At 60.6% G+C, this 22,368-nt stretch carries 21 protein-coding genes and 4 tRNA genes; 4 read left to right on the top strand and 21 right to left on the bottom strand.

Annotated features, from left to right (window positions below):
* Positions 1-490: 490 nt before the first annotated feature.
* The 3 genes from ACTQZK_RS07945 (at position 491) to ACTQZK_RS07935 (ending at position 5,066) form a co-directional block, all read left to right on the top strand.
* The gene (locus ACTQZK_RS07945; RefSeq protein ID WP_428421087.1) at positions 491-1,780 is read left to right on the top strand and encodes a carboxylate--amine ligase; all 1,290 of its coding nucleotides are present in this window, start codon (positions 491-493) and stop codon (positions 1,778-1,780) included.
* Between the two features lies 1 nt (position 1,781).
* On the top strand, positions 1,782-3,266 hold the full coding sequence (locus ACTQZK_RS07940; protein ID WP_441899221.1) for a response regulator transcription factor: 1,485 nt from the start codon (positions 1,782-1,784) through the stop codon (positions 3,264-3,266).
* 204 nt (positions 3,267-3,470) lie between these two features.
* Positions 3,471-5,066, top strand: a complete 1,596-nt coding sequence (locus ACTQZK_RS07935; RefSeq protein ID WP_428421083.1) for an FAD-dependent oxidoreductase — start codon at positions 3,471-3,473, stop codon at positions 5,064-5,066.
* 77 nt (positions 5,067-5,143) lie between these two features.
* Here the strand turns inward: ACTQZK_RS07935 and map are convergent, their stop codons facing one another.
* From map to putP, 19 genes are all read right to left on the bottom strand, one after another.
* Complete coding sequence (gene map, locus ACTQZK_RS07930) at positions 5,144-5,914, bottom strand: type I methionyl aminopeptidase (protein WP_428421081.1); 771 nt, start codon at positions 5,912-5,914, stop codon at positions 5,144-5,146.
* 152 nt (positions 5,915-6,066) lie between these two features.
* A complete protein-coding gene (locus tag ACTQZK_RS07925; protein ID WP_428421079.1) occupies positions 6,067-6,297 on the bottom strand; it encodes a DUF1214 domain-containing protein in 231 nt (76 codons plus the stop codon).
* A complete protein-coding gene (locus tag ACTQZK_RS07920) occupies positions 6,221-7,420 on the bottom strand; it encodes a DUF1254 domain-containing protein (protein WP_428421077.1) in 1,200 nt (399 codons plus the stop codon). The genes ACTQZK_RS07925 and ACTQZK_RS07920 overlap by 77 nt, the downstream gene beginning before the upstream one ends.
* A 244-nt stretch (positions 7,421-7,664) precedes the next feature.
* The gene (locus tag ACTQZK_RS07915; protein ID WP_114567241.1) at positions 7,665-7,847 is read right to left on the bottom strand and encodes a hypothetical protein; all 183 of its coding nucleotides are present in this window, start codon (positions 7,845-7,847) and stop codon (positions 7,665-7,667) included.
* Between the two features lie 52 nt (positions 7,848-7,899).
* On the bottom strand, positions 7,900-8,874 hold the full coding sequence (locus tag ACTQZK_RS07910) for an SPFH domain-containing protein (protein ID WP_225749417.1): 975 nt from the start codon (positions 8,872-8,874) through the stop codon (positions 7,900-7,902).
* Between the two features lie 114 nt (positions 8,875-8,988).
* The gene (rplA, locus tag ACTQZK_RS07905; protein WP_181792582.1) at positions 8,989-9,699 is read right to left on the bottom strand and encodes a 50S ribosomal protein L1; all 711 of its coding nucleotides are present in this window, start codon (positions 9,697-9,699) and stop codon (positions 8,989-8,991) included.
* Between the two features lie 114 nt (positions 9,700-9,813).
* Positions 9,814-10,311: a 50S ribosomal protein L11 gene (gene rplK / locus ACTQZK_RS07900; protein ID WP_114567175.1), complete on the bottom strand. Its 498-nt coding sequence runs from the start codon at positions 10,309-10,311 to the stop codon at positions 9,814-9,816.
* A 126-nt stretch (positions 10,312-10,437) separates the two neighbouring features.
* Positions 10,438-10,968 carry a transcription termination/antitermination protein NusG gene (nusG, locus tag ACTQZK_RS07895; protein ID WP_114567174.1) on the bottom strand — a complete coding sequence of 177 codons (531 nt, stop codon included), beginning with the start codon at positions 10,966-10,968 and terminating at the stop codon, positions 10,438-10,440.
* Between the two features lie 3 nt (positions 10,969-10,971).
* Positions 10,972-11,415 (bottom strand): preprotein translocase subunit SecE, encoded by a 444-nt coding sequence (gene secE / locus ACTQZK_RS07890; protein ID WP_114567173.1) that lies wholly within the window; start codon positions 11,413-11,415, stop codon positions 10,972-10,974.
* Positions 11,416-11,521: 106 nt separating this feature from the next.
* Positions 11,522-11,598: transfer RNA gene (locus ACTQZK_RS07885), tRNA-Trp, on the bottom strand.
* 24 nt (positions 11,599-11,622) lie between these two features.
* Complete coding sequence (gene rpmG, locus ACTQZK_RS07880) at positions 11,623-11,772, bottom strand: 50S ribosomal protein L33 (RefSeq protein WP_080803366.1); 150 nt, start codon at positions 11,770-11,772, stop codon at positions 11,623-11,625.
* Between the two features lie 112 nt (positions 11,773-11,884).
* Complete coding sequence (gene tuf, locus ACTQZK_RS07875) at positions 11,885-13,087, bottom strand: elongation factor Tu (protein ID WP_114567172.1); 1,203 nt, start codon at positions 13,085-13,087, stop codon at positions 11,885-11,887.
* Positions 13,088-13,175: 88 nt separating this feature from the next.
* Positions 13,176-13,252: transfer RNA gene (locus ACTQZK_RS07870), tRNA-Met, on the bottom strand.
* An 8-nt stretch (positions 13,253-13,260) separates the two neighbouring features.
* Positions 13,261-13,336 (bottom strand) — tRNA-Thr (locus ACTQZK_RS07865).
* Between the two features lie 6 nt (positions 13,337-13,342).
* A tRNA-Tyr gene (locus ACTQZK_RS07860) sits at positions 13,343-13,427 on the bottom strand.
* A 137-nt stretch (positions 13,428-13,564) separates the two neighbouring features.
* Positions 13,565-14,143 (bottom strand): DNA-deoxyinosine glycosylase, encoded by a 579-nt coding sequence (locus ACTQZK_RS07855; protein WP_428421147.1) that lies wholly within the window; start codon positions 14,141-14,143, stop codon positions 13,565-13,567.
* 14 nt (positions 14,144-14,157) lie between these two features.
* Positions 14,158-14,670, bottom strand: a complete 513-nt coding sequence (locus tag ACTQZK_RS07850; protein ID WP_428421145.1) for a YbhB/YbcL family Raf kinase inhibitor-like protein — start codon at positions 14,668-14,670, stop codon at positions 14,158-14,160.
* Positions 14,671-14,752: 82 nt separating this feature from the next.
* The gene (locus ACTQZK_RS07845) at positions 14,753-15,916 is read right to left on the bottom strand and encodes a coiled-coil domain-containing protein (RefSeq protein ID WP_114567169.1); all 1,164 of its coding nucleotides are present in this window, start codon (positions 15,914-15,916) and stop codon (positions 14,753-14,755) included.
* 305 nt (positions 15,917-16,221) lie between these two features.
* Positions 16,222-17,790, bottom strand: coding sequence for a sodium/proline symporter PutP (gene putP / locus ACTQZK_RS07840; protein WP_114567168.1), 1,569 nt, complete (start codon positions 17,788-17,790; stop codon positions 16,222-16,224).
* A 338-nt stretch (positions 17,791-18,128) separates the two neighbouring features.
* On the opposite strand from putP, the gene ACTQZK_RS07835 reads away from it, so the two are divergent.
* A complete protein-coding gene (locus tag ACTQZK_RS07835) occupies positions 18,129-19,415 on the top strand; it encodes an aminotransferase class I/II-fold pyridoxal phosphate-dependent enzyme (protein ID WP_428421143.1) in 1,287 nt (428 codons plus the stop codon).
* A 68-nt stretch (positions 19,416-19,483) separates the two neighbouring features.
* Here the strand turns inward: ACTQZK_RS07835 and ACTQZK_RS07830 are convergent, their stop codons facing one another.
* The gene (locus tag ACTQZK_RS07830) at positions 19,484-20,308 is read right to left on the bottom strand and encodes an esterase/lipase family protein (protein ID WP_418832021.1); all 825 of its coding nucleotides are present in this window, start codon (positions 20,306-20,308) and stop codon (positions 19,484-19,486) included.
* Between the two features lie 268 nt (positions 20,309-20,576).
* Positions 20,577-22,199, bottom strand: coding sequence for an FAD-dependent oxidoreductase (locus tag ACTQZK_RS07825; protein WP_114567238.1), 1,623 nt, complete (start codon positions 22,197-22,199; stop codon positions 20,577-20,579).
* Between the last annotated feature and the right edge of the window lie 169 nt (positions 22,200-22,368).

Raw genomic sequence — 22,368 nt, 5'->3', positions numbered from 1 at the left:
CCCGCCCCCACCCCGCGCCCCCGGCCCCCCGCACACGCCGCACCCGCCCCGGGGCGGGCCCCCCGGCGGGTGCGACGCAGGCGCGGCGGGCGCGGGGGCCGGTGCGACGCAGGCGCAAGAACCGGCGCGACGCGGGCGCGCGGGACCAAGCCCGTCAGCAAGCGGACCGCGCACGTTGTGGCGGAGCGCGTCCCGCTTGAACGTTGCAAGTTTGTCAAAACGGAAGAGTTTTGCTGGTCCTCAACCCAGAATAGACCCAACCTGCAAGCCTGTGATCAGGCATGATAAAAAACGCTCATAACCACATTGCCTCGACAGGGCGAAAAATCGCCGCAAAACTCGCTGGTTTTGACAGAACCTCGGCCCCACCGTCGAAACGCGCGGCGGCGAAAGCACGAAAACGCGATATGGGCACTTTCGCGAAACGCAGCCGCCGCCGCGCGCACTGTGGGATAATAGGCAAGATTTCGACCCACAAGGAGATTCAAGAATGACCGTGCAGAACCCCCGCATCACGAACCCTGCCGACGTGCGGCATCGCTTGCAGCCCGTCGTCGTAGGCGGCGACATCCTGGCGTACAGCTACGTGCGAGAACTCCATCGCGCTTACCAAGTCGAACGCACCATCGTGCTGGCAACGCAGGACATCAAGATGCTGTCGAGCAGCCGCTTCACCGACTATCGCCTGGAGCCGCTCATTCACGATCCGGAAGGCCTGTACGATGCGCTCGAGCGCGTTGCCGCGCAGCAGCACGCCGAAGACCCCGACCGCGTGTTGCTGGTCCTAGGTTGCGACGACTGCCACGCGCGCATGCTGTCCGCCGGGAAGGCGCGCCTGGAGGCCGCAGGCTACACGGTCCCCTACATCGATTTCGATCTGCTTGACGAGATCACGCAGAAGCGGCGCTTCTACGAACTGTGCGAAGAGCTGGGCATCCCCTACCCGCGCACCTGGTACTTCGACTGCGGCGAAAACGGCCCCGACGAGCTGCCCGTGCACGACTTCCCTTACCCGCTTATCGCCAAACCCTCGAACTCGGCGCAGTTCCAAGACGCCACCATCGAGGGATGGCGCAAGATCTACGAGATCGAGACGCCGGAAGAGCTTGCCCAGGTGTGGCGCAGCATCCGCACGTCCGATTACAACAACGAACTGGTGTTGCAAGACTTCATCCCCGGCGGCGACGACGCCATCCGCACGCTCACCACGTTCTCGGACGCGTCGGGAGACATGCGCGTGGTGTCGGGCGGCGTCGTATGCCTTCAAGACCACGACCCCACCGCGCTCGGCAACCCGCTGTGCATCATGGGGGAACGCGAAGAAGCCATCATCGAGGCCGCGAAGAGCATGCTCGCTCGCATCGGGTACCGAGGATTCGCGAATTTCGACATCAAGTACGACGAACGCGACGGATCCTTCCGGTTCTTCGAGGTGAACACGCGCTGCGGGCGCAACACCTATTACATGAGCTTGGGCGGCGTGAACTTCGTCACGCTCATCGTGCGGGAATTCATCTTGGGAGAGCGCATCGACTACCGCGAAGCGTACGACCCGTTCGTGTACAGTTGCGTGCCCCGCTACGTGCTCGACCGCAGCATGGAGAACCGCGCGCGCCTGCAACAAGCCCTTGACGTGCTGCGTCGCACAGCCGAGCCCTACCCGCTGCATTACGGGTCGGACTCGTTCATGCACAACATGTGGGCACGCATCATGCACCTGAACCAAATCCCGAAGTTCAAGCGCTTCTACTGGGATACCGACGGCAAGCAGCTGAAGTAACATGGACGCCCATGCCACTTCGAGCACGGGAAGCAGCAACGTGCACCACGGCTTTCGCAGCCTGATCACGGTCTCCGCAGGCTACGGCATTGTGTGCGGGCTCACGTTCCCGCTCATGATATCGAGCACGTTTCTGCAGGAAATGAGTCTTTCGCACGGAGCCGGGAACTCGTTCGGCGCGCTCTTCTTCATCGCGTACACGGCCACTATGCTGATCACGGCGGCCCTTCACGTATTTCGCCGCAAGGCGGAGCATCGCCTGCGCATGGCCACGGCATTCGGTGCAGCGTTCCTTGGCAACGCGCTCATGCTTGCTCGACTTCTTGGGGCAATCGAGGGCGGATGGCTCTACGCCATCGTGGTGTCGGGCAGTATCGGATACGGTCTTGCAACTGCGGAATTGGGATGGATAGGGCGAATATCCGCGCTTTCGGGAGAAGGCGGCCCTTCCCTGGCGCGCGCGATCCCCCTAGCTTACCTGATAGGCGGAATCGCGGCGACCATCATCTTCTGGGCAAGCGGAATCATGGAGCTTGCATTCGCGCTTACCATAATCATCGTGTCGGCGGTGCCTTTGATCGCTCGGCAGGAGCTTGAAGCGGCGGGAAGGCGCATCAGCATCTCGGAAGCAGGCGTCATCGATTTCGTGAAAGCCGTTTCGTATCTGGCAGTGTTCTCGTTCGCGTTCGGAGCCGTCAGCCAAGTTGCTGCCACTGCCGAAACCGACATCATTCCCATCCAGGCGCAAGCCATGCTGGGAATCGTCGTGGCCTCGATGATCATGCTGGGCGCTTGGTTTTTGCGCAAACGCGCCGTTCAGGTGTCGGACCTGTACGGCATGCTGTTCCCCATCGTGGCCATCGCCCTTGTCGCGCTGCCCTTCGTCACCTCGCCTGCGGCGCACATCGCCGCGACCGTGCTGGTATTCGTCGCCTTCTATCTTTCCTGCATGAACGTGCGCATCATCGTATGCCAGCTCAGCGAACGCGACAACGTGTCGCTTTGGGTGTACCTGGGAACCGCACTGGGCATCGGCGGCTTGCTCATTCTTGCCGGCGTGGCCCTAGGGGCGCGGGTCTTGGCCCAGGGCAGCCCCGCAACCGGGCTGGCCCTCATATCGCTCACCTCCCTGTTCGTGCTGGCCATGAACCCCGTTTTGTCCACGCGGCTCGAACGCAGAATCCAAAAGCAGGCGGACAACTCCGAACATGCAAGCCAAGCAAACTCGCCCGCGCCCGAAAACCGCGAGGACCCCGCCGCGCTTCTTCGGGCCTTCGCAGACAAGCACGCCATGACCGCACGCGAGAGCGAAGTCCTCGCCTTGCTCTGCCAGGGACGAACACGCACCTACATCGCAGCCGAGCTTGGCTTGTCGCCCAACACCATCAAGGGCTACATCCACAACGTCTATCAAAAAACAGGATCGATCGACAAGCAAGACCTTATCGATCGCGTTGAGCTTTATCGCGACCGCACGGCGCTATAGGCGTCTTGCCGCATCGATTTTCGCAGGTCAAAGCATTCAAAAAGCAGTCGCCAGCCCCACCCTCCATTATGGAGGGTGGGCGGCTTTGCTTGACGATTTCACCTTCCCCACCCCTTTTGGTGCTGGTTCGAGATTCCTCCGTTCGTATGATGGGCCCAGAGCGAACAGGGAGGTTCGCGAAACCGCAAGGATTGGGAGGACATCATGCACAACAAGGGTATCGAAGCTGCCGAGGCTGCATCGCAAGGATTCACGCGTCGGTCGTTTCTGCTCGGCTTGGGCGCAACGGCTGCCGTAGTTGCCGGCAGCGGACTTGCCGGCTGCGCACCGCAGGCAAGCACCGGCTCCGCCGCGCAGGAATCCGACGGCGCTTCGAACGGAAGCGGCAACACGGCCAAAGCGGATACCGTTCAGGCAGTTGCAGAGACGCCGGCCAAGTCCCAGGAATCGAAGGACACCGACATCGTAGTCATCGGCAGCGGCATCGCCGGCATGAGCGCCGCCACCGAAGCAGCTCTCGCAGGCGCGCGCGTCATCGTGCTCGAAAAGCACTCCGTTTCGGGCGGCGACTCGTCCATCTGCACCGGCAACTTCTACTGCTGCGGCTCCAAGAAGCAAGACGACATGGGCCTTACCAACTACGGCACCCCTGAAGAAATCGCCCAGTTCCTGTTCGATCAGTCCGACGGAGACGCGAACATGGACATCTGCCGCATGGTGGCGGAAAACGGCGGCGCGGCCATGGACTGGCTGGTCGGCTTCGGCTGCGACTTTAAGAAGAAGCCCGGCGACGGCGTGTCCGACCGCTCCATGGTATCCACCAACGGAGGCAAGGGCATTATCGATACGCTCATCGCCAAAGCCGAGGAAAACGGCGCTGAAGTCATGATGGAAACGCGCGCTATCAAGATCCTCACCGAAAACGGCAAGGTAACCGGCGTGGTCGCGCGCCAGGGCGACACCGAGTACACGATTTCCGCCAAAGCGGTCATGCTGGCTTCCGGCGGGTTCGACGGTCAGGACTGGTCGAAAGAGCTGTACGCACCCGGCACGGTGGGCTGGCACACCTTCTCGAGCCCCAGCAACACGGGCGACGGCATCGAGCTGGGCAAAGACGCCGGAGCCCTCACGCTGCTCAAGGGCGGCCTTTCGCAGATCCACCTGGTGGGCAAAGAGCCCCTGCCGCTCAACGACGAGCTGTCGCAGCTGCGCATGATCAACACGGGCGTGTTCGTAACCGACCTTGGCTACCGTTGCGCGAACGAATCCATGACCAGCCAATTCGACTACTTCACGCCGTTCATTCAGAGCGGCCGTAAAGAGTTCTTCATCATCTGCGACTCGCAGCAGACCGACAAGCGCATGGAGCTGCTGAAGAAGGGCGTCGAAAAGGGCGTCGTCAACACCGCCGACACCATCGAAGAGCTTGCCGAGCAAGCAGGTCTGCCCGGCTATCCCCTGACGAAGACGATCGAGCAGTACAACAAGCTCTGCGAAGCTGGCGAGGACCCGGCCTTCCATAAGAAGCCCGAAGATCTTCAGCCCGTCGTGCAGGCGCCGCTCTACGCTGTCCAGATCACGCCGAACACCAACGACTCGTTCGGCCAGCTTGCCATCAGCACCAAAGCGGAAGTGCTCGACAAGGATCGCAAGCCCATCCCCGGCCTGTACGGTGGCGGCACCATCGCCAACGCCGAGCTGTTCTACATGCGCTATGCCGTAAGCGGCGCCTCCATGTGCATGGGCACCGTGACGGGTCGCATAGCCGCTCAGGAAGCCATGAAGTACTACGGCGCCTAAGCCAACCGTCCCTCCCCCCTCCGAACGGAAGGCCCTCGTCATGAGGGCCTTCCGTTTTGCATAGAGTCTTTAGGCGATCACACCGGGCGCTCGTGCCCCTCTTCCGTGGTCAGGATAAGCGGACCGTCTTCGGTGATTGCCACGGTCTTTTCAAAGTGAGCCGAAGGCAGGCCGTCGCGCGTGCACACCAGCCATCCATCGGGCATCACGCGCGTCTTGTACGTTCCCACGTTCACCATAGGCTCGATAGCCAGCACCATGCCAACCTCAAGCTTGACGCCCGTATGCTTCCGGCCGAAGTTCGGCACGTTGGGATCCTCGTGCATGTCGCGTCCGATGCCGTGCCCCACGTACTCGCGCACCACGCCGAAGCCCGCCGCTTCGGCGATGGACTGCACCGCATGCCCGATGTCGCCCAGGCGATTGCCGGGCCGCGCAGCGTCAAGGCCCGCCCACATGCACCGCTCGGTCACCTCGAGCAGGCGCTGCTTTTCGGCCGAAATCTTCCCTACGGGGTAGGTCCAGGCGTTGTCCCCCACCCAGCCGTCAACCGTCGCACCCGTATCGACGGACAGGATGTCGCCGTCTTCGAGCACCACGTTCGCGGAAGGGATGCCGTGCACGATCTGGTCGTTCACCGATGCGCAAATCGAGCCGGGGAATCCGCCGTAGCCCTTGAACGCAGGTATGCCGCCTTCTGCACGGATGATGGTTTCCGCCAGCTCGTCCAGCTCAAGCGTGGACACGCCCGCTCGAACATGGGATCCCACCTCGCGCAGCACCAAAGCCGAAATACGACCGGCTTCCTTCATGGCCTCGATCTCGGCCTTCGACTTCTTTATGATCATACTTTCAACGCACCTTGCCTCTAACGTGCCTGTCCTCTTGTCGCCGACCAGTATAGCACCCCTTCCGAACCCTACGGCCCCGGCTCCCTCGCAGCTTGCCGCCGCAAGTCGATCGCACCGCAGCTCGCACGACGGTCGTGCACAAGGTCGGGCTATACGGCTTCAAGCGGCGGAAGCTTCCAGTCGAAAGAAAGCACGCGCTCGTCCGGGAGGTAGATGCGCATCGTCAACGAGAATACGCCTTCGCACAAGGGCAGCCAGAAGCGCACGCGATCGTCTGCGGGCCTTTCAGCCTGAAGATACAGATCAAGCGATCCGTCCTCGTTGAAGGGCAGGTCGTCCACCTCGCCGATGTTGTAACGGTTTAGCTCGTTGGGTATCAACCGGCCCGCTTCGGTGTAGGCTGTAAGCGACCACCATCCCTCGCTTGCATGGGGCGGGGTTTCGCCCGCGGCCAAAATGCAGGCGGTACGACTTGTCGCCGCGCAAGGGGTTCCCTGCAGCATCCACGACCATCGACGGATACACCGCCATGGTCACGGGATTGGCGAATCCGCCGAACGCCACCACAGCGCGATACGCGTAATCGGTGCCGAACGTGCCCACGCGATCGTCCATGAACATCCAGCCGTTCGAAACGGTGGTGCTGGCATGAGCCGATGAGAAATCGCGATCCAGAAGCGTCGGCAGATACGCAGCCGCCTCGGCAACGCCTTCCCCCAAGGCAGCGATGTCGAACGTCAACCCTGCGCCGATGCCTACGGTTTCGAATTGCGCCAGCGTCGGGGCGTCCTCGGGGGCTCCCGGGTTGCCCGAAGCCAGCCCGTTGAAGCGCGTGAAGAAATCCTGGACGGAAAGCCGTTGTATGAACTCCAAGGGAACGTAGTCGTACGCAGGATAGTACGACCCCTTCGGACACGCGTACCCCGCGCCCTCGTCCAGCGCGTGGGCTGAAAGCGGGTACATTCTCATGCCCTGCTGGGCCTCTCGTACGCCCGGCAGGTCGTCAACGCCAAAGCACTTCGTGCGAAGCAGCAGCCAAACGAAATTCGTGGGCATGGAGACCTTGGTCACGCCCTGCGGAAGCTCGCCCGACCAGAACGGTCCAACAAACGCGTAGGTTGCAGCATCGCTGCCCCCTACTCCGCCCGTACCAAGCACTACGGGCGTGTTGGAGTACCCATCGAACGTCTGAATCGAGCAGTAACGATCCGTGGCGGGCTTGTACAGCAAAATCGGCTCGGCCCCCAGGTCCAGATAAGCCTGCGAGTACACCGTATCCACGTTCGGACGCGTCAAGCTCACCATATCGGGCGTCGCCAGCGTTTGAGCATGGAACAGCTGGTTGACGGGAGCGTGCTCCGCGTCGGGGACCACCACGTTCGTCGTCCGGTCTTTGATGACGTCCATGAGCACGAGCGGATACGCGTACAGGTACGCCCTCTCCAGCAAAGCCACGGTTTCCTGCAGCGTTTCGGGTTGATTCGGGTAAACGGAAGCCTCCATGCAGATCTCCTAACCTCGAAGCGTTTTGGCGCCGAGCACGCAACGCACCGCACGTCGGGCGCTCCTTTGCCCCAGTGTAGCGGCTTCCTTTTGAAAATCATAGCGAATCGATCAACGAGAAGACGCTTCTCCGAAAGAGGAGCCGATCGTTGCGAAACGCGCATGCAGAGCAAAACGAGAAGACGGGGCCGACGATTCGCGTTCGTTCCGATGTCGAACACGAATCGTCGGCCCCGTCCCCGTTTTACCCAAGGTCGGTCTCGTCGCGCGGGGGCGGAGGCTTCAACCTGCCCGCTTCGCTCAACGCGCGACGCAAGATAAATTCCACCTGTGCGTTCACGCTGCGCAGGTCGTCGGCAGCCCAGCGCTCGATGGCCTCCCATAAAGCGGGGTCCACGCGCAAGGGGTATTGTTTGCGTTTCGCCATATCGTCACCGCATCGGCGCACCCGGGAGCAAGCCCAGGTGCGCCGATTCCTTTTACTGGTAGAGCGTGCCCGTGTTCAGCACGGGCTGCGCGTCAGAGTCTCCGCAAAGGACCACCATCAGGTTCGAAACCATAGCGGCCTTGCGCTCGTCGTCCAAGTCTACCACGTTCTTGTTGGATAGCTCGGAAAGCGCCATATCGACCATGCCCACGGCACCCTGCACGATCTTCTCACGCGCAGCGATCACCGCGTCAGCCTGCTGGCGACGCAGCATCGCCTGAGCGATCTCCGGCGCATACGCAAGGTGCGTAAGGCGCGCGTCGTCAATCACCACGCCGGCCTTTTCCAAGCGCACCGAAAGCTCTTCTTTAAGGGCGGCGGAAACCTCCTCGATGTTGCTGCGGAGCGTGATCCCATCCTCGGGCTCGCCGGGCATCTGATCGTAAGCGTACGCGGTAGCCACGTGCCGCAAAGCCGTTTCGCTTTGCGTGTGCACGTAGGAATTGTAGTCGTCCACGTCGAACAAAGCCTTCGCCGTGTTCTCAACGCGCCAAACAACGACGTCTGCGATCTCGATGGGGTTGCCGCATTTGTCGTTCACCTTCAAGTGGTCGCCGTTGTACGTGCGAGCGCGCAGCGAGATCTTCGTATTCATGGGCACGGCTTTGCCCGTAGCGGGATCAGCCGTGCTGCCAGCACTACGCGAGTAGAACGGGTTCGCCCAATGGAAGCCTTCGTCTCGCACCGTGCCCTTGTAGTCGCCGAACAGGATGAGAACGCGCGCCTGGTTCGGCTGAATGGTGAAGAAGCCCATGAGCAGAATCAACGGAACGATGCATACTCCCACGATGCCTGAAACAAGCAGCCCGACGCCAAGCGCCTGCGCTGTGGTGGTCACCGGAGCATCGTCGGGAGGAAGCATGGTAGCCCCCGTAGCGATTATCGCAGCAAACGCGACGACCAAAACCAGCGTCAACACCAACATCGGCCAGCCGCTTCGCACGTGAACGGTCTTTTCAACGGACATGACGGTTCCTTTCTCAGATTGTCGATACCAACATGATATCACATTGAGATCTTAAAAGAGGGTAAAAGAAAAGGGACCCGCAGGTCCCTTTTCTTCAACGTCTAACAGTGCAGCTTATTCGGCAGCAGCTTCCGTGTAGTTGCGGGTCACGCCCGAGTCAACGGAAACGCCCGGCGTCATGGTGGCGGAGACGGAGATCGACTTCACGTACTTGCCCTTGGCCGCAGCCGGCTTCATACGCAGGATCTCGTCGTACACGGCGCCGTAGTTCTCAGCAAGCTGCTCAGCCGTGAAGCTGGCCTTGCCGATGACAACGTGAGCGATACCGTAGCGGTCTGCACGATACTCCACGCGGCCGCCCTTGAGCTCGTTGATGGCCTTGACGACGTCGTTGGTCACCGTGCCCAGCTTGGGGTTCGGCATCAAGCCGCGGGGGCCCAGGATCTTGCCCAGACGACCAACTTTGCCCATCTGGTCGGGCGTCGCAACAGCGGCGTCGAAGTTGAACTCGCCAGCCTGGATCTGCTGAACCAGCTCATCGGTGCCCACGATGTCGGCGCCGGCTTCCTCGGCGGCGCGGGCAGCCTCGCCCTCAGCGAACACAGCAACGCGAACCGTCTTGCCCGAGCCGTTCGGCAGGCTCACGGTACCACGCAGCTGCTGATCAGCCTGACGGGTGTCGATGCCCAAACGGAAGTGAGCCTCAACGGTCTGGTCGAACTTAGCCGTCGAAACCTCCTTCACAAGGCTGAACGCTTCGAGCGGAGCGTAGGTGGACTCGCCGATCTTCTCGAGAGCCGCACGGTAGTTCTTGGACATTTTCATGATGTTTCCTTTCGTGGTGTGTAGCGGACGCGAAGCGCCCTTCCACTTTCCTGTATCGTCAAAGCAGCTGCGCACATCATGCGCAGCTGCGATCACGCATTGCAGAAGACGTCGTTAGTCGATCGTCTTGCCCTGGAGCATAGCGGCAACCTTCTTGGAAGGCACGTACTTCTTCTTCATCTCGCGACCTTCGATGCGCACGCCCATGCTGCGCGCCGTGCCGGCGATGATCTCCATGGCAGCCTCAACCGTGTTGGCGTTGAGGTCCGGGAGCTTGATCTCGGCGATCTCGCGGAGCTGGTCCTCGGTCAACGTGCCGACGGACTGCAGCTGCGGGATGCCGGAACCGCTGTTGATGCCCAGCTTCTCCTTGATGAGCACGGCCGCCGGAGGAGTCTTGCACACGAAGGTGAAGGACTTGTCCTCGTACACCGTGATCTCAACCGGGATGATGGTGCCGGACTGGTCCTGCGTCTGAGCGTTGAACGCCTGGCAGAACTGCATGATGTTGACGCCCTGAGCGCCGAGCGCCGGGCCAACCGGAGGAGCCGGGTTCGCGGCACCCGCGGGGATCTGAAGCTTGATAAAGCCGGTTTGCTTCTTTTCAGCCATGGTGAACTATCCTTTCAGCTGACTGTCACACATAAAGTTAAACGTTGTTTCTATCAACAAAGCGGCTGGTTTCGAGTGAGAAGCCCCGGTCCACGCGGGCACGCGAAGCCGCTTTTGTTCGCACCTTTAGATCTTCGCCACCTGATCGAACGAAAGTTCGACAGGAGTTTCGCGGCCGAAGATGGAGACCATAACCTTCACCTTGCCCGCATCAGGCGACACCTCGGAAACCACGCCATCGAACTCGGCGAGGGGACCCGACACAACCTTGACCGATTGGCCCACTTCCAGGCTCGAAGAAACCGCAGGCTTCTTCTTCGTGTCCGTGCGCTTCATGATCTTGTTGTACTCTTCGCGCGTAAGAGGAGCAGGGTTGCCGTCCGCGCCCACGAATCCGGTTACGCCCGGCGTGTTGCGAACTGCGGCCCAGCTACGATCGTCCAAGTCCATACGGACGAGAACGTATCCGGGGAACACCTTCTTCTCGCTCTCGACGCGACGACCGCCCTCTTTGATCTCGGTGACCGTCTCCGTCGGGATTTCGATAGCGAACACATTGTTCTCAAGACCCATCGTTTCGATGCGCGTCTCGAGGTTCTTCTTAACCTTGTTCTCGTATCCTGAATACGTATGCAGGACGTACCACTTCTTAGCCATCTGCTAAGCCCCCAAACCAGAAATCGCAACCAACAACGGCGTGATAACGACGTTGTCGAGCACGGCGACGTACACGCCGAAGAACAACAAGGCAACAACCACGACAACGCTCCAACGGAGCACGTCCTGCTTAGTCGGCCAGGTAACGCGCTTCAGCTCAGAGCGCACGTCCTTGAGAAAACCGAAGCGGCGCTTCTTCGCCGGCTTCTTCTCAGCCTTCTTCTCAAGTTCCTTGCGCTGCGCCTTGTCCTGCTTGCCGTCGTTCACGGACGTTTCGTTCTTCTGGGATTTCTTGAAGAACTTCCTCTTGGGCGCTTCAGTTTCAACAGCGTCCGCCTCAGCGACCTTGTTCGCCTCGGCTTCGGCAGCCTGAAGCTGCGCCTGCTCCTTGCGAGCAGCACGAGCAGCAGAAGCCTTCGCACGCTGTGTCTTTGATTTCTTCGCCATCTGATTCCTTAACCGGGGATCGTTATCCGTCTAAACGCCAAACAAGCAGCCTGATTCCAAGCTGCTCATCCAAGCAACCTGAATGCAAGCTGCTCATATCTCGAGCTGGCAGGCCAGGAGGGACTCGAACCCCCAACATGCGGTTTTGGAGACCGCCGCTCTACCAATTGGAGCTACTGGCCTATGCTCGTGCAAACCTCAGACGCGCTATCGGGTCTCTTTATGCACCGTGTGGCACTGGCACCACTTGCAGTACTTCTTCAACTCGATACGGTCGGGATTGTTCTGCTTGTTCTTCTTGGTCGTGTAATTGCGGCGCTTGCACTCCGTGCATGCCAAGGTGACCAACGTACGCATGAATTCTCCTTTTACCTAATCCGAACGGCGCTCGAATCGCATACACATGAATTCTCATGAACGGGGCCCGCTGATGCGGGCCCCGCATAAGGTTAACCGGTGAAACAGGGTGCTACTTGATGATCTTGGTCACGCGACCGGAGCCAACCGTGCGGCCACCCTCGCGGATAGCGAAGCGCAGGCCCTCTTCCATCGCGATCGGGTGAATGAGCTCGCCCTTGATCTCGATGTTGTCGCCCGGCATGACCATCTCGGTGCCCTCGGGAAGGTGGGCAACGCCCGTCACGTCCGTCGTGCGGAAGTAGAACTGCGGACGGTAGCCGTCGAAGAACGGCGTGTGGCGGCCGCCCTCTTCCTTCGTCAGGATGTAGACCTGGCCCTCGAACTCGGTGTGCGGGGTCACGCTACCGGGCTTGCAGAGAACCTGGCCGCGAACGATGTCCTCGCGCTTGACGCCGCGGAGCAGGCAGCCGATGTTGTCGCCAGCCTGAGCCTCGTCGAGCAGCTTGCGGAACATCTCGATACCGGTGCAAACCGTGTTAGCGGTTTCCTTGATACCGATGATCTCCAGCGGGTCGTTCACGTGCAGCACGCCACGCTCGACACGGCCGGTGGCAACGGTGCCACGACCGGTGATGGTCATGGTGTCCTCAACAGCCATCAGGAACGGCTTGTCGACCATGCGCTCCGGCGTCGGGATGTAGGAGTCAACGGCGTCCATGAGCTCCCAAACCTTGTCCTGCCACTCCTTCTCACCCTCAAGAGCCTTGAGAGCGGAGCCGCGGATGATCGGGGTGTCGTCGCCGGGGAACTCGTAGCTGTCGAGCAGCTCGCGAACTTCCATCTCGACGAGCTCGAGGAGCTCCTCGTCGTCGACCATGTCGCACTTGTTCAGGAAGACGACGATGTAGGGAACGCCGACCTGACGGGCGAGCAGGATGTGCTCGCGGGTCTGAGCCATGGGGCCGTCGGTAGCGGCGATAACCAGGATGGCGCCGTCCATCTGAGCAGCACCCGTGATCATGTTCTTGACGTAGTCAGCGTGACCGGGGCAGTCAACGTGAGCGTAGTGGCGAGCTTCCGTCTCGTACTCGATGTGAGCGATGGAGATCGTGATGCCGCGCTCGCGCTCTTCGGGGGCCTTGTCGATGTTCTCGAAAGCCGTGAAGTCGGCGTGAGCGGTGCCGTGAGAGCCGTCGTTCTCGGACAGCGTCTTGGAAATAGCAGCCGTCAGCGTCGTCTTGCCGTGGTCAACGTGACCGATGGTGCCGATGTTAACATGCGGCTTGGAACGCTCGAACTTCTCCTTAGCCATGTGTCATCCTCCTTATAGGGTTCGCTTTCGCGAAAACAAAACAAAAAATAACGACGCGTCCGACAAAGCGGACGCGGAATAATGCAAATGGTAGCGGTGACTGGATTTGAACCAGTGACGCCACGGGTATGAACCGTGTGCTCTGACCAACTGAGCTACACCGCCATTTAGCATGGAGCCTGCGATCGGACTTGAACCGACGACCTCTTCCTTACCAAGGAAGTGCTCTACCGACTGAGCTACACAGGCGAAAGATGGTGGGCGCGCTAGGATTCGAACCTAGGTAGGCATAGCCAACGGGTTTACAGCCCGTCCCCTTTAGCCACTCGGGCACACGCCCATAATTCGCTGCTCAATTCATGTGTATTTATCAAGCTGCCTGCCGCTCTTTCGTTTGTCCCGAACGAGCGAGCAGGAGAATAATACGCTAGGATTCAAACCGTGTCAACCATCTACACGCCTCCGGGTGTGTCTCCATCATTCCTCCTCACTTTGACCCTCTTGCATGGATATAGAGTCGGCGGGCTTTTTCTCCCCTATACCGCTATCACCTGGAGAAACGGCTTGCAACAGCGGCTGATACGCACTTATGAGGGCATCCAGGCTCATGCGAGCATTTGCTCCGCTTGTCGAAGGAAGCGGCACAAAATTTGCTTCCGGGATCATTTTCCTTGCATAGCGCTTGAAAAGTTCTTCGGCTTTTCTTCCCGTGGTGAACACCGTGGAAATCGAGGCGATTCGCACGATGCGCTCCAGATCGTTGGGGACGGGATTCGCAATGCTTGCATCCGAGGCGCCTTCGATCGTGCACGAGGCCAACACGTCCCAAAGCGCAATATGGTGCCGTAGCGCAAACTGCGCGCGGGCATCGGTGCCTTTTGGTTCTGTCTCGTCGAACAAAGCCGCCAAGACCTTCCAGAAGCGATTTTGGGGATGAGCGTAGTAAAAGCCCGCCCTGCGCGAAGCCGGCGAAGGCATGGTTCCCAAGACAAGTACGCGCGAAGACTCGTCGAACACCGGCTCGATCGGGTGAACGACGCTTTCGACTCGGCCCATGCGGCGGCGCTCCCCTACGCTCGGCTGGGCAACTCGACGGACGCCTGAGCCAGCACGTGGCCCTGAATGGCGCGGCGAAACTCGTTAAGGTAGTACCCCTCGGGAAGGTCGAGCTCGCAATCGAGCGCATAGACGGTCAGCGTGTAGACATGCGTCTTGTCTGGAGGGTACGGTCCGGAATAGCGTTGCGTCACCTGCGGGTTGGAGCTTCCGCCGGCAAGAGGCGACCAGTTGCTGTTGGATCCCTGAACGCAAGGCACGGCCCCCGACGCGCTTGCGTTTTCGGGAATACGGGTTGCGTCGGGCGCAATATTGCAGGCAAGCCAGTGAATCCAGCAGAATCCGCCCACGGGAATGGCGTCCCAATCGACGAACGCAAGCGCAAGCGACCGCGCGCCCTCCGGCACGTCCGTCACCTCGAAAGGAAACGAACGGACAGGATTTCCGTCCACCGTGCATTCCTCCGGGGCGTATTTCCCGAACCTGTCAGGCAAAAGCCCGTTCTCGAGTTCAACGGTTACGCGCATCCCTCTCCCCTTTCGACATCCGGCGCTTGCGCGCGATACGAAAAAAGGGCCGAAGCCCTCTTTTCGTATATGGTTTTCCAACTTAGAACTGAAGCGCCGCCGTGAATTGCGCCCACGACAAGGGGTCGGTGTCGCGCACGTAAGCGTTGAAGGTTGGTGCGTGCACGTAATGCGAGCCGCCGTAGCTGACCGCGATGCCAACGTGGCCGTAGCGCCACAGGACGTCGCCGGGGCGAGCCTGGGACACCGGAACGATATTGGAAGCAGCAGCGTACTGGGCCTCGCTCTGGTGCGGCACGTAGCGACCGACCTGACGGTACGCCCACGTAACCAAGCCGGAGCAGTCGAACGCGTCCGGACCCTCGGCGCCCCAAACGTACGGGCAGCCGATACGGCTCATGGCATAGCCCACCACGCCGCTGTAGTCGCCGACGCTTCCGCCGCCGCCACCGCCGCCGATGTTGCCGCCGCCACCGCCGCCGCCAGCGTTTCCACCGCCGCCGCCACCGCCGGGATACACGATGGAACCGCCGCCGCCAGAGCCGCCGTTGTTCTGCTTGCGAGCCTCTTCCTCGGCAGCAGCCTGAGCAGCTGCTGCTGCGGCGGCCGCTGCAGCAGCCTGCTCTTGCAGCAGAAGCTCCTGCGCCTCGGCGTCGAGCGTGCTGACCAGTTTGGCCGCGTTATCGACTTTGGCCTGAACCTCAGCCTGAATCTGCTTGGCCTCTTCAGCCTTCTGCGACGCGATCTTTTCCTGGCGAGCATACTCGTCTTTGGCAGTCTGAAGTTCTTCGCGCAGGGTCTTGGTCTCGTTGACCATGTTCGAGTCGTTCTCGTTCATCTGGTTCAGAAGATCCCAGTTCTGCGTGAACTCGTCGAACGACGTAGCGCCCAGGACGAAATCGAGGAAGCTCGAAGAGCCGGAGCGGTACATGCTGCGCGCACGCGTTCCCAGCTTGTCCTGGAGATCGGCGATCTTGCCGTTGGCGTCGTCGATCTTCACCTGCTCGGCCTCCATGGCCTGCTTGGCAGCGTCGCGCTTGTCCAGCGCGGAATAATAGTTGATCTCGGCTGCCTCGAGGTCAGCCTGCAATCCAACCAACTGATTGCGGACGGCGTCAGCTTCGGCTTGCTTCTCAGCAGCCGTCTCTGCGAACGCGGCCTTCGGAGCCATAAAAGAAAGGGCGCCGAGCGCAGCAGCGCCGCTGATAAATGCTCGCCTGTCAAGTCCGATTAGATGCTCGCTCATGCGAAAGCCTCCTAGATTGAGCACGTAGTACGTATGGGCAAAAGCTGAACGAATAATACCATGTTTGCGCCGTGGAACAAAAAGCGTTGTGGAGGCATTTCATAACCCCTGCTCAGGTAGGAAAGACTGGGCAACCGCTTGAAAAGCCGTCCGCCGTATCGGGCTCCCAATGACTTAATGAGCCTGGGAACTGGGCAAATGCATTACCACAACCACTTGTGCCCCTACTTCTATATATAGTAGAACGGGCCCGACGCTTGCGCATCAAGCCCGTTTCCATTCGGTTCGGCAGGTGCAAAACCGCTTTACTTCGAGACGTCGGCCTCCATGTAGTGATCGAACTCGTGCTGCACGGCCTCTGACGGTGCAGCGGTAAGCTTCGACACGATAACGATAGCCAGAAGCGACACGATGAACGCCGGCAAAAGCTCGTAGATGCCGAACACGCCGCCCAAGGGCTTGATGAGGTTATGCCAGATGAGCACCGTTGCCGTACCGGCGATCATGCCGGCAAGCGCACCCTGCATGTTCGTGCGACGCCAGTACAGGCTGCACAGCGTAAGCGGGCCGAACGACGCTCCCAGGCCAGCCCAAGCGTAGCTGACCACGCCGAAAATGGACGAGTTCTCGTCGTACGCCACGAATATGCCGAACAGGAAGACCGCAATGAGCGTAAGACGCGCGACGATCATGACCTGGCGGTCGGTGGCGTCCTTCTTGATGACGCCGCGGAAGATGTTCTCGGCCACCGACGAACCGGCGATCAGCAGGTACGAGGACGACGAGCTCATGGATGCGGCGAAGATGCCGGACACCACAACGCCGCACATGAAAGGCGGCAGGATCATCTGCGAAAGCACGATGAACACGTTCTCGGCCGCCGCTTGCGTTGCGAACTCGGTGGGGATGATGGAACGTCCCACCAGGCCGATGCAGATGCCGCACGCCAGCGACACGACGCACCACACCACGGCGATAACGCGCGATTTCTTGATTTCCTCGGCGTCACGGATGCCCATGAAGCGCACGAGCACCTGCGGCATACCGAAGTAGCCAAGGCCCCACGCCAGCATGGAAGCGATGGTGATGAGCGGATAGTCAGCCGGAACGTCGAACAGCGGCGCGCCGTTTTCCACGATCTGCTTGCCGGCCTCGTCCACGATGGGCACCGCGATTTCCGTGCCGCTCAAGAAGCCGGGGATGCTCTGCAGGAAGGCCACCGTGTTGTCGATGCCGCCCGCCCAGGCCACCGAACCGACAAACACCACGGCCAGTGCGAAGAACATGAGCACGCCCTGCACGAAGTCGGTAGCAACAACGGACAAGTAGCCGCCCACCAGGGTGTACAGAAACACGACGATAGCGCCGAGCACCATCATGGTGGAGTAATCCAGGCCGAACAGCGTGGCGAACAGCTTGCCGCACGTTACGAAGCAGCTGCCCACGTACACGCAGAAGAAGACCATGATGATGATCGCAGCCACCGTCGATACGATGTTCTTCGTATCATGGAAGCGCTTGCTGTAGAATTCCGGCAGCGTGATGGAGTCGCCCGCCACCACGGAATACTTCCGCAAACGCTTCGCCACGAATTTCCAGTTCAAGTAGGTGCCGATCGCCAAGCCGATAGCCGTCCACATGGCATCGGAAGCGCCGGTGAAGTACGCGACGCCCGGCAGGCCCATCAGCAGCCATCCGGACATGTCGGACGCCTCGGCGGACAGTGCCGTCAGCCACGGGCCGACGCCGCGCCCCCCTAGAAAATACTCCGCCGTCGACGAGTTTGATCGCTTCGCGTACACGAAGCCGATGGTCAGTACGACGATAAAGTAGATGAGCATCGCCAGTACGGTCCAGAAGTCGCTGGTGACCACGTTCGTCCCCTCCCCTCATAGTGATCCGATTCAAATCGGAAGATGTGCGAAACGATGGGATTATAAGGCATAACGGTCCGCGAAAGGTCGACTATTCGCCAAGCCGCGAACAGGCTCGGCCGATCGCGCGGGAATACGGCCCTTCCGCGAACCCCGTTCGCCGGGGCGCAGGGAGCGCTGCGCATGGACGCTTTGCGCAATCCGGCAAGCCCGCAAAGCCCCTGGCAGCTGCCCGATCGGGCCGATCGGGGCAATCGGGGCTTCGCCCATGGTTGGCCGGCAACGGATACTTTATACTGTGGCGGTACGAGCAAGACGATCAGGCGGAAGGACGCACGATGACAGCGTACGCAGAGCGAGCAACCGAGGAGCTATCCGAGCTCAAGGCGAGTTTGGAACGGGAGCATGCCGCATTCAAAGCACAGGGCCTCGCGCTCAACATGGCGCGCGGCAAGCCCTCGAAGGCGCAGCTTGACCTGAGCATGCCTCTGCTGGAAACGCTGACCACACTCGAAGCCTGCACGGCCTTAGACGGCACCGACGCGCGCAACTACGGCGTGCTCGACGGCCTGCCCGAAGCGAAGGCCCTGATGGCAACCATGCTGGACGATCAGCCCGAAAACGTGATCGTGTTCGGCAACGCCAGCCTGAACGTCATGTACGACACCGTGGCGCGCTGCTGGATGTTCGGCACCTTGGGATCGGCTCCCTGGTGCTCGCTCGATCGCGTTGCCTGGATCTGCCCGACGCCGGGCTACGACCGGCACTTCGGCGTGACCGAGGCGTTCGGCATCGAGATGATCCCCGTTCCCATGACCGAAGACGGTCCCGACATGGACGAAGTGGAGCGCATCGCTGCGTCGGATGCGGCGGTCAAGGGAATTTGGTGCGTGCCGAAGTACTCGAATCCCGGCGGCGTCACGTACTCAGACGAAGTGGTGCTCCGCTTGGCGTCCATGACCTGCGCCGCCGCCGACTTCCGCATATTCTGGGACAACGCTTACGGGATGCACCACCTGTTCGAAGCGGCGGACGAGCAGGACCGACTGCTTGACATCGCACGGGCATGCGCCGAAGCGGGAAATCCCGACCGCTGCTTCAAGTTCGCCTCCACTTCCAAGGTCACGTTCCCGGGAGCCGGGATTTCCGCCATGGCGGCCAGCCCGGCGAACATCGCCGAGGTCAAGCGCTGCATGGGCGCGCAGACCATCGGGCACGACAAGCTCAACCAATTGCGCCACGTACGCTTCCTGCGCGATGCCGAAGGGCTGGCAGAACACATGCGCAAGCACGCCGCCATCCTGCGCCCGAAGTTCCAGCTGGTAGTTCGCAAACTGGAAGAAGGACTAGCCGACATGGGCGAATGCGCATGGAGCAACCCGCGCGGCGGGTACTTCGTGTCGTTCGATGCGCCGGAAGGAACGGCTGCACGTGCCGTGGAGCTGGCCAAGGAAGCCGGGGTTACCATGACCGGCGCAGGAGCCACGTACCCCTACGGCCGGGATCCGCGCGACTCGAACATTCGCATCGCGCCCAGTCTGCCTCCGCTTGAAGAGCTTGACCAGGCCATGGACGTGTTCGTTTGCTGCGTCAAGCTTGCCTACGTGGAAAAGCTGCTGCGCTAACGCAACGCAAGCAGAGAAGCGGAGCGGGGCGAAGGGAACGCCGTTAACCCTTCGCCCCGCTCCGCTTTTTATCGGATAGCCGCCAGATCTTCAGCCAGGCTCATGTGGAATTCGACGATCGAACTCCACGTCCTACCGTCGCCCGTAATGATAGGCGTATCGCGTTTGCGCTGATCGATGACGTCGTTGTGGTTAAGCCCAGGCTCCCCTTCCGGCACGCGCAGCTCCTGCCAAGGATCGCGCTTCGTGGACGAAGCGGGAACCAGCCCGTCGTTTTCGCCGTCGTAGCGTTTCACCATCCAGTGCATCCACGCGCCCTTAGGCGAGCGATGGCGCGGCTGCTCGACGGCTCCGAACGTGCGGTACTCGATGTCGGGCAAGTCGGGATACGCTTCGTTGAAGCGAGCGGCGCCCTCCGTCGACAGATCATGCAGCACGCCGATGCAGTCGGCGTACATGTCGCCGTTTTTCGTGGCCTTCCAGTTGATGGGAGACGCAATCCTCTCCAGGCACGACGAGCTCATCCCAAGAAAATGATCGGCGGTTCTCAATCCCCCGTGCGGCGTTGCGAACGTGGTAATGGAAGCGATGCGGCCTCGCATGCTCGGTCGATGGGCCAGGCAACGCGCGTCGAGGCCGCCTTTGGAATGGGCGATGATATGAACCTTGGGGGCTTCGGTTAGTTTGAGCGCCATATCCAGCGTACGCTCAAGCTGGTAGACGTTCGATTGAACCGACCCGAGGGAATCCTGGTTTCCGAACATCGCGATGCCGCCCCGCCGACGAATCTCCTGGGGAATGCGGCCCCACAGGTTCGACTCGATCGCGCTGCGATCATGGGCAAGAATTCCGTGTAGGTACACGAACGGATACGAAGTTGAAAGATCGGTCAAAACGGCTCCGAATCAACGATGATGCGCAACGGTGCTCCCAGCTGCTTTCTGCTATGTACAGGAAACGATTACAGCACGAATCAACGAGCGCGACAAGAAGCCGCTTCGGAATTGCCCAGATCGAACACGCAAACAGCGCAGACGGCAGGGGGCGAACAGTACGTGCCCGCAAGTCGCAAAAGCCTCCCCGGCAACCGAGGTCGTCGGGGAGGCTGCATTCGCAGGCGCCCGGGGAGGGAGGGGACGCTGCGAGGCCTATAGACGCAGGTTACGCGCCCAAGGTATCAAGAGGCTCGTCCAACTTGCCCAGTGCCGAGCGCACGGCAAGCACGCCGAACGTCCAAGCGCGGCCATGCGATCCGCCCGTAATGAACAGCGGGTAGTCGTCGCCATAGTACGAACCGGAAACGTTGCCGGAAGCGTACAGACCGCCCAGAGGCTCGCCATCGGGCTTCACCACTTCAAGCTTTTCATTGATCTTCAAACCGCTCACGGTGCTGAGAACGGCGGGCATGCGCTTGACCGCGTAGAACGGAGGCTGCTTGATTGCATTCCAGGACATAAATTGGCCGTTTACGCCGAAGTCTTCGTCAACGCCCTTTTCTGCAAGTTCGTTGTACCGGGCAACGGTCTTGAGGAATGCAGCCTTCTCGATCCCGCAAGCGTCCGCAAGCTCTTCAAGCGTGTCGGCCTTCACAATGGCGCCGCGCTCGATGGCGTCCTGCCAGTCGGCTTCCGGGTTCGTAGTGGCACGGCTGTGGCTGTTGGGATGCTTGTAATCGCCCTTCGCCGCATGCACGGCCCAATTGGCGTCAGTGATCTGGAAAGCGGTCTGCTCCGGCTGGAGACGGACGGACGTCACCACGCTCTGGTAGCCCAGGTCCTCGTTCGCAAAGCGCTCGCCCTTGAGGTTCACGCGCAACCACGGAATACCGGAGTACGGAGCGCCGCCTTCGGGCATCCACGTGGGATCGAAGTGCATCATGATGCAGTGCGGGCCCTCATCCATGGCCGCACCGGCCCAAAGGCCCATCTTGTGACCGTCGCCCGTGTTGCACGGTGCGCCGTGCATGGTCTGCACGCCTTGCAGCATAGGGGCGAAGCACTCGAGCATTTCGGGGTCGTCGGACAGATCGCCCGTGGCCATGAGAACGCCCTTGGAGGCGTTGATTTTCACGTACGACTTGTCTTTGCGCTGGCCCACGACTCCCGTCACGCGACCGCTCTCGTCCTGGACAAGACGAACCGCAGGAGTTTCGTACATGATGTTCGCCCCTGCAGCCACAGCTTTTTCAACCATGGTATTCAGGAGCAGACGGAACTGCTCGTAGCGCGTTGCCATGTCGTTGTTGATAAACCAGCCATACGTATGACCGCTCTCCAACATGACGGGCGTATGCTCAGGCGTTTGGCGAATGATATAGTCCATAACCTCGCCGCTGCGGCGCAGGAACAGATTGACCGCACGCGGATTGTCGCGGCCATTGGACAAGTTGGCAAAATCGGCGTAAATCTGAGGCAAATCGTACGTCTGGCCTGCTTCCAAGAACTTCTTGGAATTGTAGGCGGCCACGCACCACCCGTTCGTCTGAACCTTTTCCATCTTCTGAAGCACGGTCACTTTAGCCCCGCTCTGCGCGGCAGCAAGCGCAGCCGTCGTGCCCGAAGAACCCAATCCTATGATGCAGATTTCGGTATCGATGGTCTCTGCGATGTCTCCGTCCGCAATGGGCTCAGGTTTCGTTTCCCAGCTCCAGCGCGTCTGCACCGCCTCTTCCTTCTTCTGCTCCCCGGTGTCCTTCGGGGAGCACCCCGCCATACCTGCAACAGCCGCACCCGCAGCCGTTACCGCCGCTGCGGTCAGAAAACCCCTACGAGACAACTCCTTCATGAAACCGCCTCCCTTTCTCGTTCTTTGCTTTCGCACGGTCTCGCATCTGCTTGATGCTGGGCAAGACTTTACGTCGGAAGCGACGGAGGATCGTCACCCATCAGCTGCTTTAACCAGGGGAATTAACGCCTCCCCTTCTCCCCCTTCTTGCTGAAAACAGGGGGATTTC

Origin of the sequence: Paraeggerthella sp. LCP19S3_G8 (assembly GCF_052119225.1) — a bacterium.
In the GTDB taxonomy this organism is placed as follows: domain Bacteria; phylum Actinomycetota; class Coriobacteriia; order Coriobacteriales; family Eggerthellaceae; genus Paraeggerthella; species Paraeggerthella hominis.
Note: the sequence above shows the minus strand (reverse complement) of the source record. Positions and strands in the feature narration are given on the sequence as shown.

What these genes read in the sequence shown, in the direction of transcription:
- ACTQZK_RS07945 (WP_428421087.1), top strand. Translation starts at nt 491, where the DNA reads ATGACCGTGCAGAACCCCCGCATCACGAACCCTGCCGACGTGCGGCAT.
- ACTQZK_RS07940 (WP_441899221.1), top strand. Translation starts at nt 1,782, where the DNA reads ATGGACGCCCATGCCACTTCGAGCACGGGAAGCAGCAACGTGCACCAC.
- ACTQZK_RS07935 (WP_428421083.1), top strand. Translation starts at nt 3,471, where the DNA reads ATGCACAACAAGGGTATCGAAGCTGCCGAGGCTGCATCGCAAGGATTC.
- map (WP_428421081.1), bottom strand. Translation starts at nt 5,914, where the DNA reads ATGATCATAAAGAAGTCGAAGGCCGAGATCGAGGCCATGAAGGAAGCC.
- ACTQZK_RS07920 (WP_428421077.1), bottom strand. Translation starts at nt 7,420, where the DNA reads ATGGAGGCTTCCGTTTACCCGAATCAACCCGAAACGCTGCAGGAAACC.
- ACTQZK_RS07915 (WP_114567241.1), bottom strand. Translation starts at nt 7,847, where the DNA reads ATGGCGAAACGCAAACAATACCCCTTGCGCGTGGACCCCGCTTTATGG.
- ACTQZK_RS07910 (WP_225749417.1), bottom strand. Translation starts at nt 8,874, where the DNA reads ATGTCCGTTGAAAAGACCGTTCACGTGCGAAGCGGCTGGCCGATGTTG.
- rplA (WP_181792582.1), bottom strand. Translation starts at nt 9,699, where the DNA reads ATGAAAATGTCCAAGAACTACCGTGCGGCTCTCGAGAAGATCGGCGAG.
- rplK (WP_114567175.1), bottom strand. Translation starts at nt 10,311, where the DNA reads ATGGCTGAAAAGAAGCAAACCGGCTTTATCAAGCTTCAGATCCCCGCG.
- nusG (WP_114567174.1), bottom strand. Translation starts at nt 10,968, where the DNA reads ATGGCTAAGAAGTGGTACGTCCTGCATACGTATTCAGGATACGAGAAC.
- secE (WP_114567173.1), bottom strand. Translation starts at nt 11,415, where the DNA reads ATGGCGAAGAAATCAAAGACACAGCGTGCGAAGGCTTCTGCTGCTCGT.
- rpmG (WP_080803366.1), bottom strand. Translation starts at nt 11,772, where the DNA reads ATGCGTACGTTGGTCACCTTGGCATGCACGGAGTGCAAGCGCCGCAAT.
- tuf (WP_114567172.1), bottom strand. Translation starts at nt 13,087, where the DNA reads ATGGCTAAGGAGAAGTTCGAGCGTTCCAAGCCGCATGTTAACATCGGC.
- ACTQZK_RS07855 (WP_428421147.1), bottom strand. Translation starts at nt 14,143, where the DNA reads ATGGGCCGAGTCGAAAGCGTCGTTCACCCGATCGAGCCGGTGTTCGAC.
- ACTQZK_RS07850 (WP_428421145.1), bottom strand. Translation starts at nt 14,670, where the DNA reads ATGCGCGTAACCGTTGAACTCGAGAACGGGCTTTTGCCTGACAGGTTC.
- ACTQZK_RS07845 (WP_114567169.1), bottom strand. Translation starts at nt 15,916, where the DNA reads ATGAGCGAGCATCTAATCGGACTTGACAGGCGAGCATTTATCAGCGGC.
- ACTQZK_RS07835 (WP_428421143.1), top strand. Translation starts at nt 18,129, where the DNA reads ATGACAGCGTACGCAGAGCGAGCAACCGAGGAGCTATCCGAGCTCAAG.
- ACTQZK_RS07825 (WP_114567238.1), bottom strand. Translation starts at nt 22,199, where the DNA reads ATGAAGGAGTTGTCTCGTAGGGGTTTTCTGACCGCAGCGGCGGTAACG.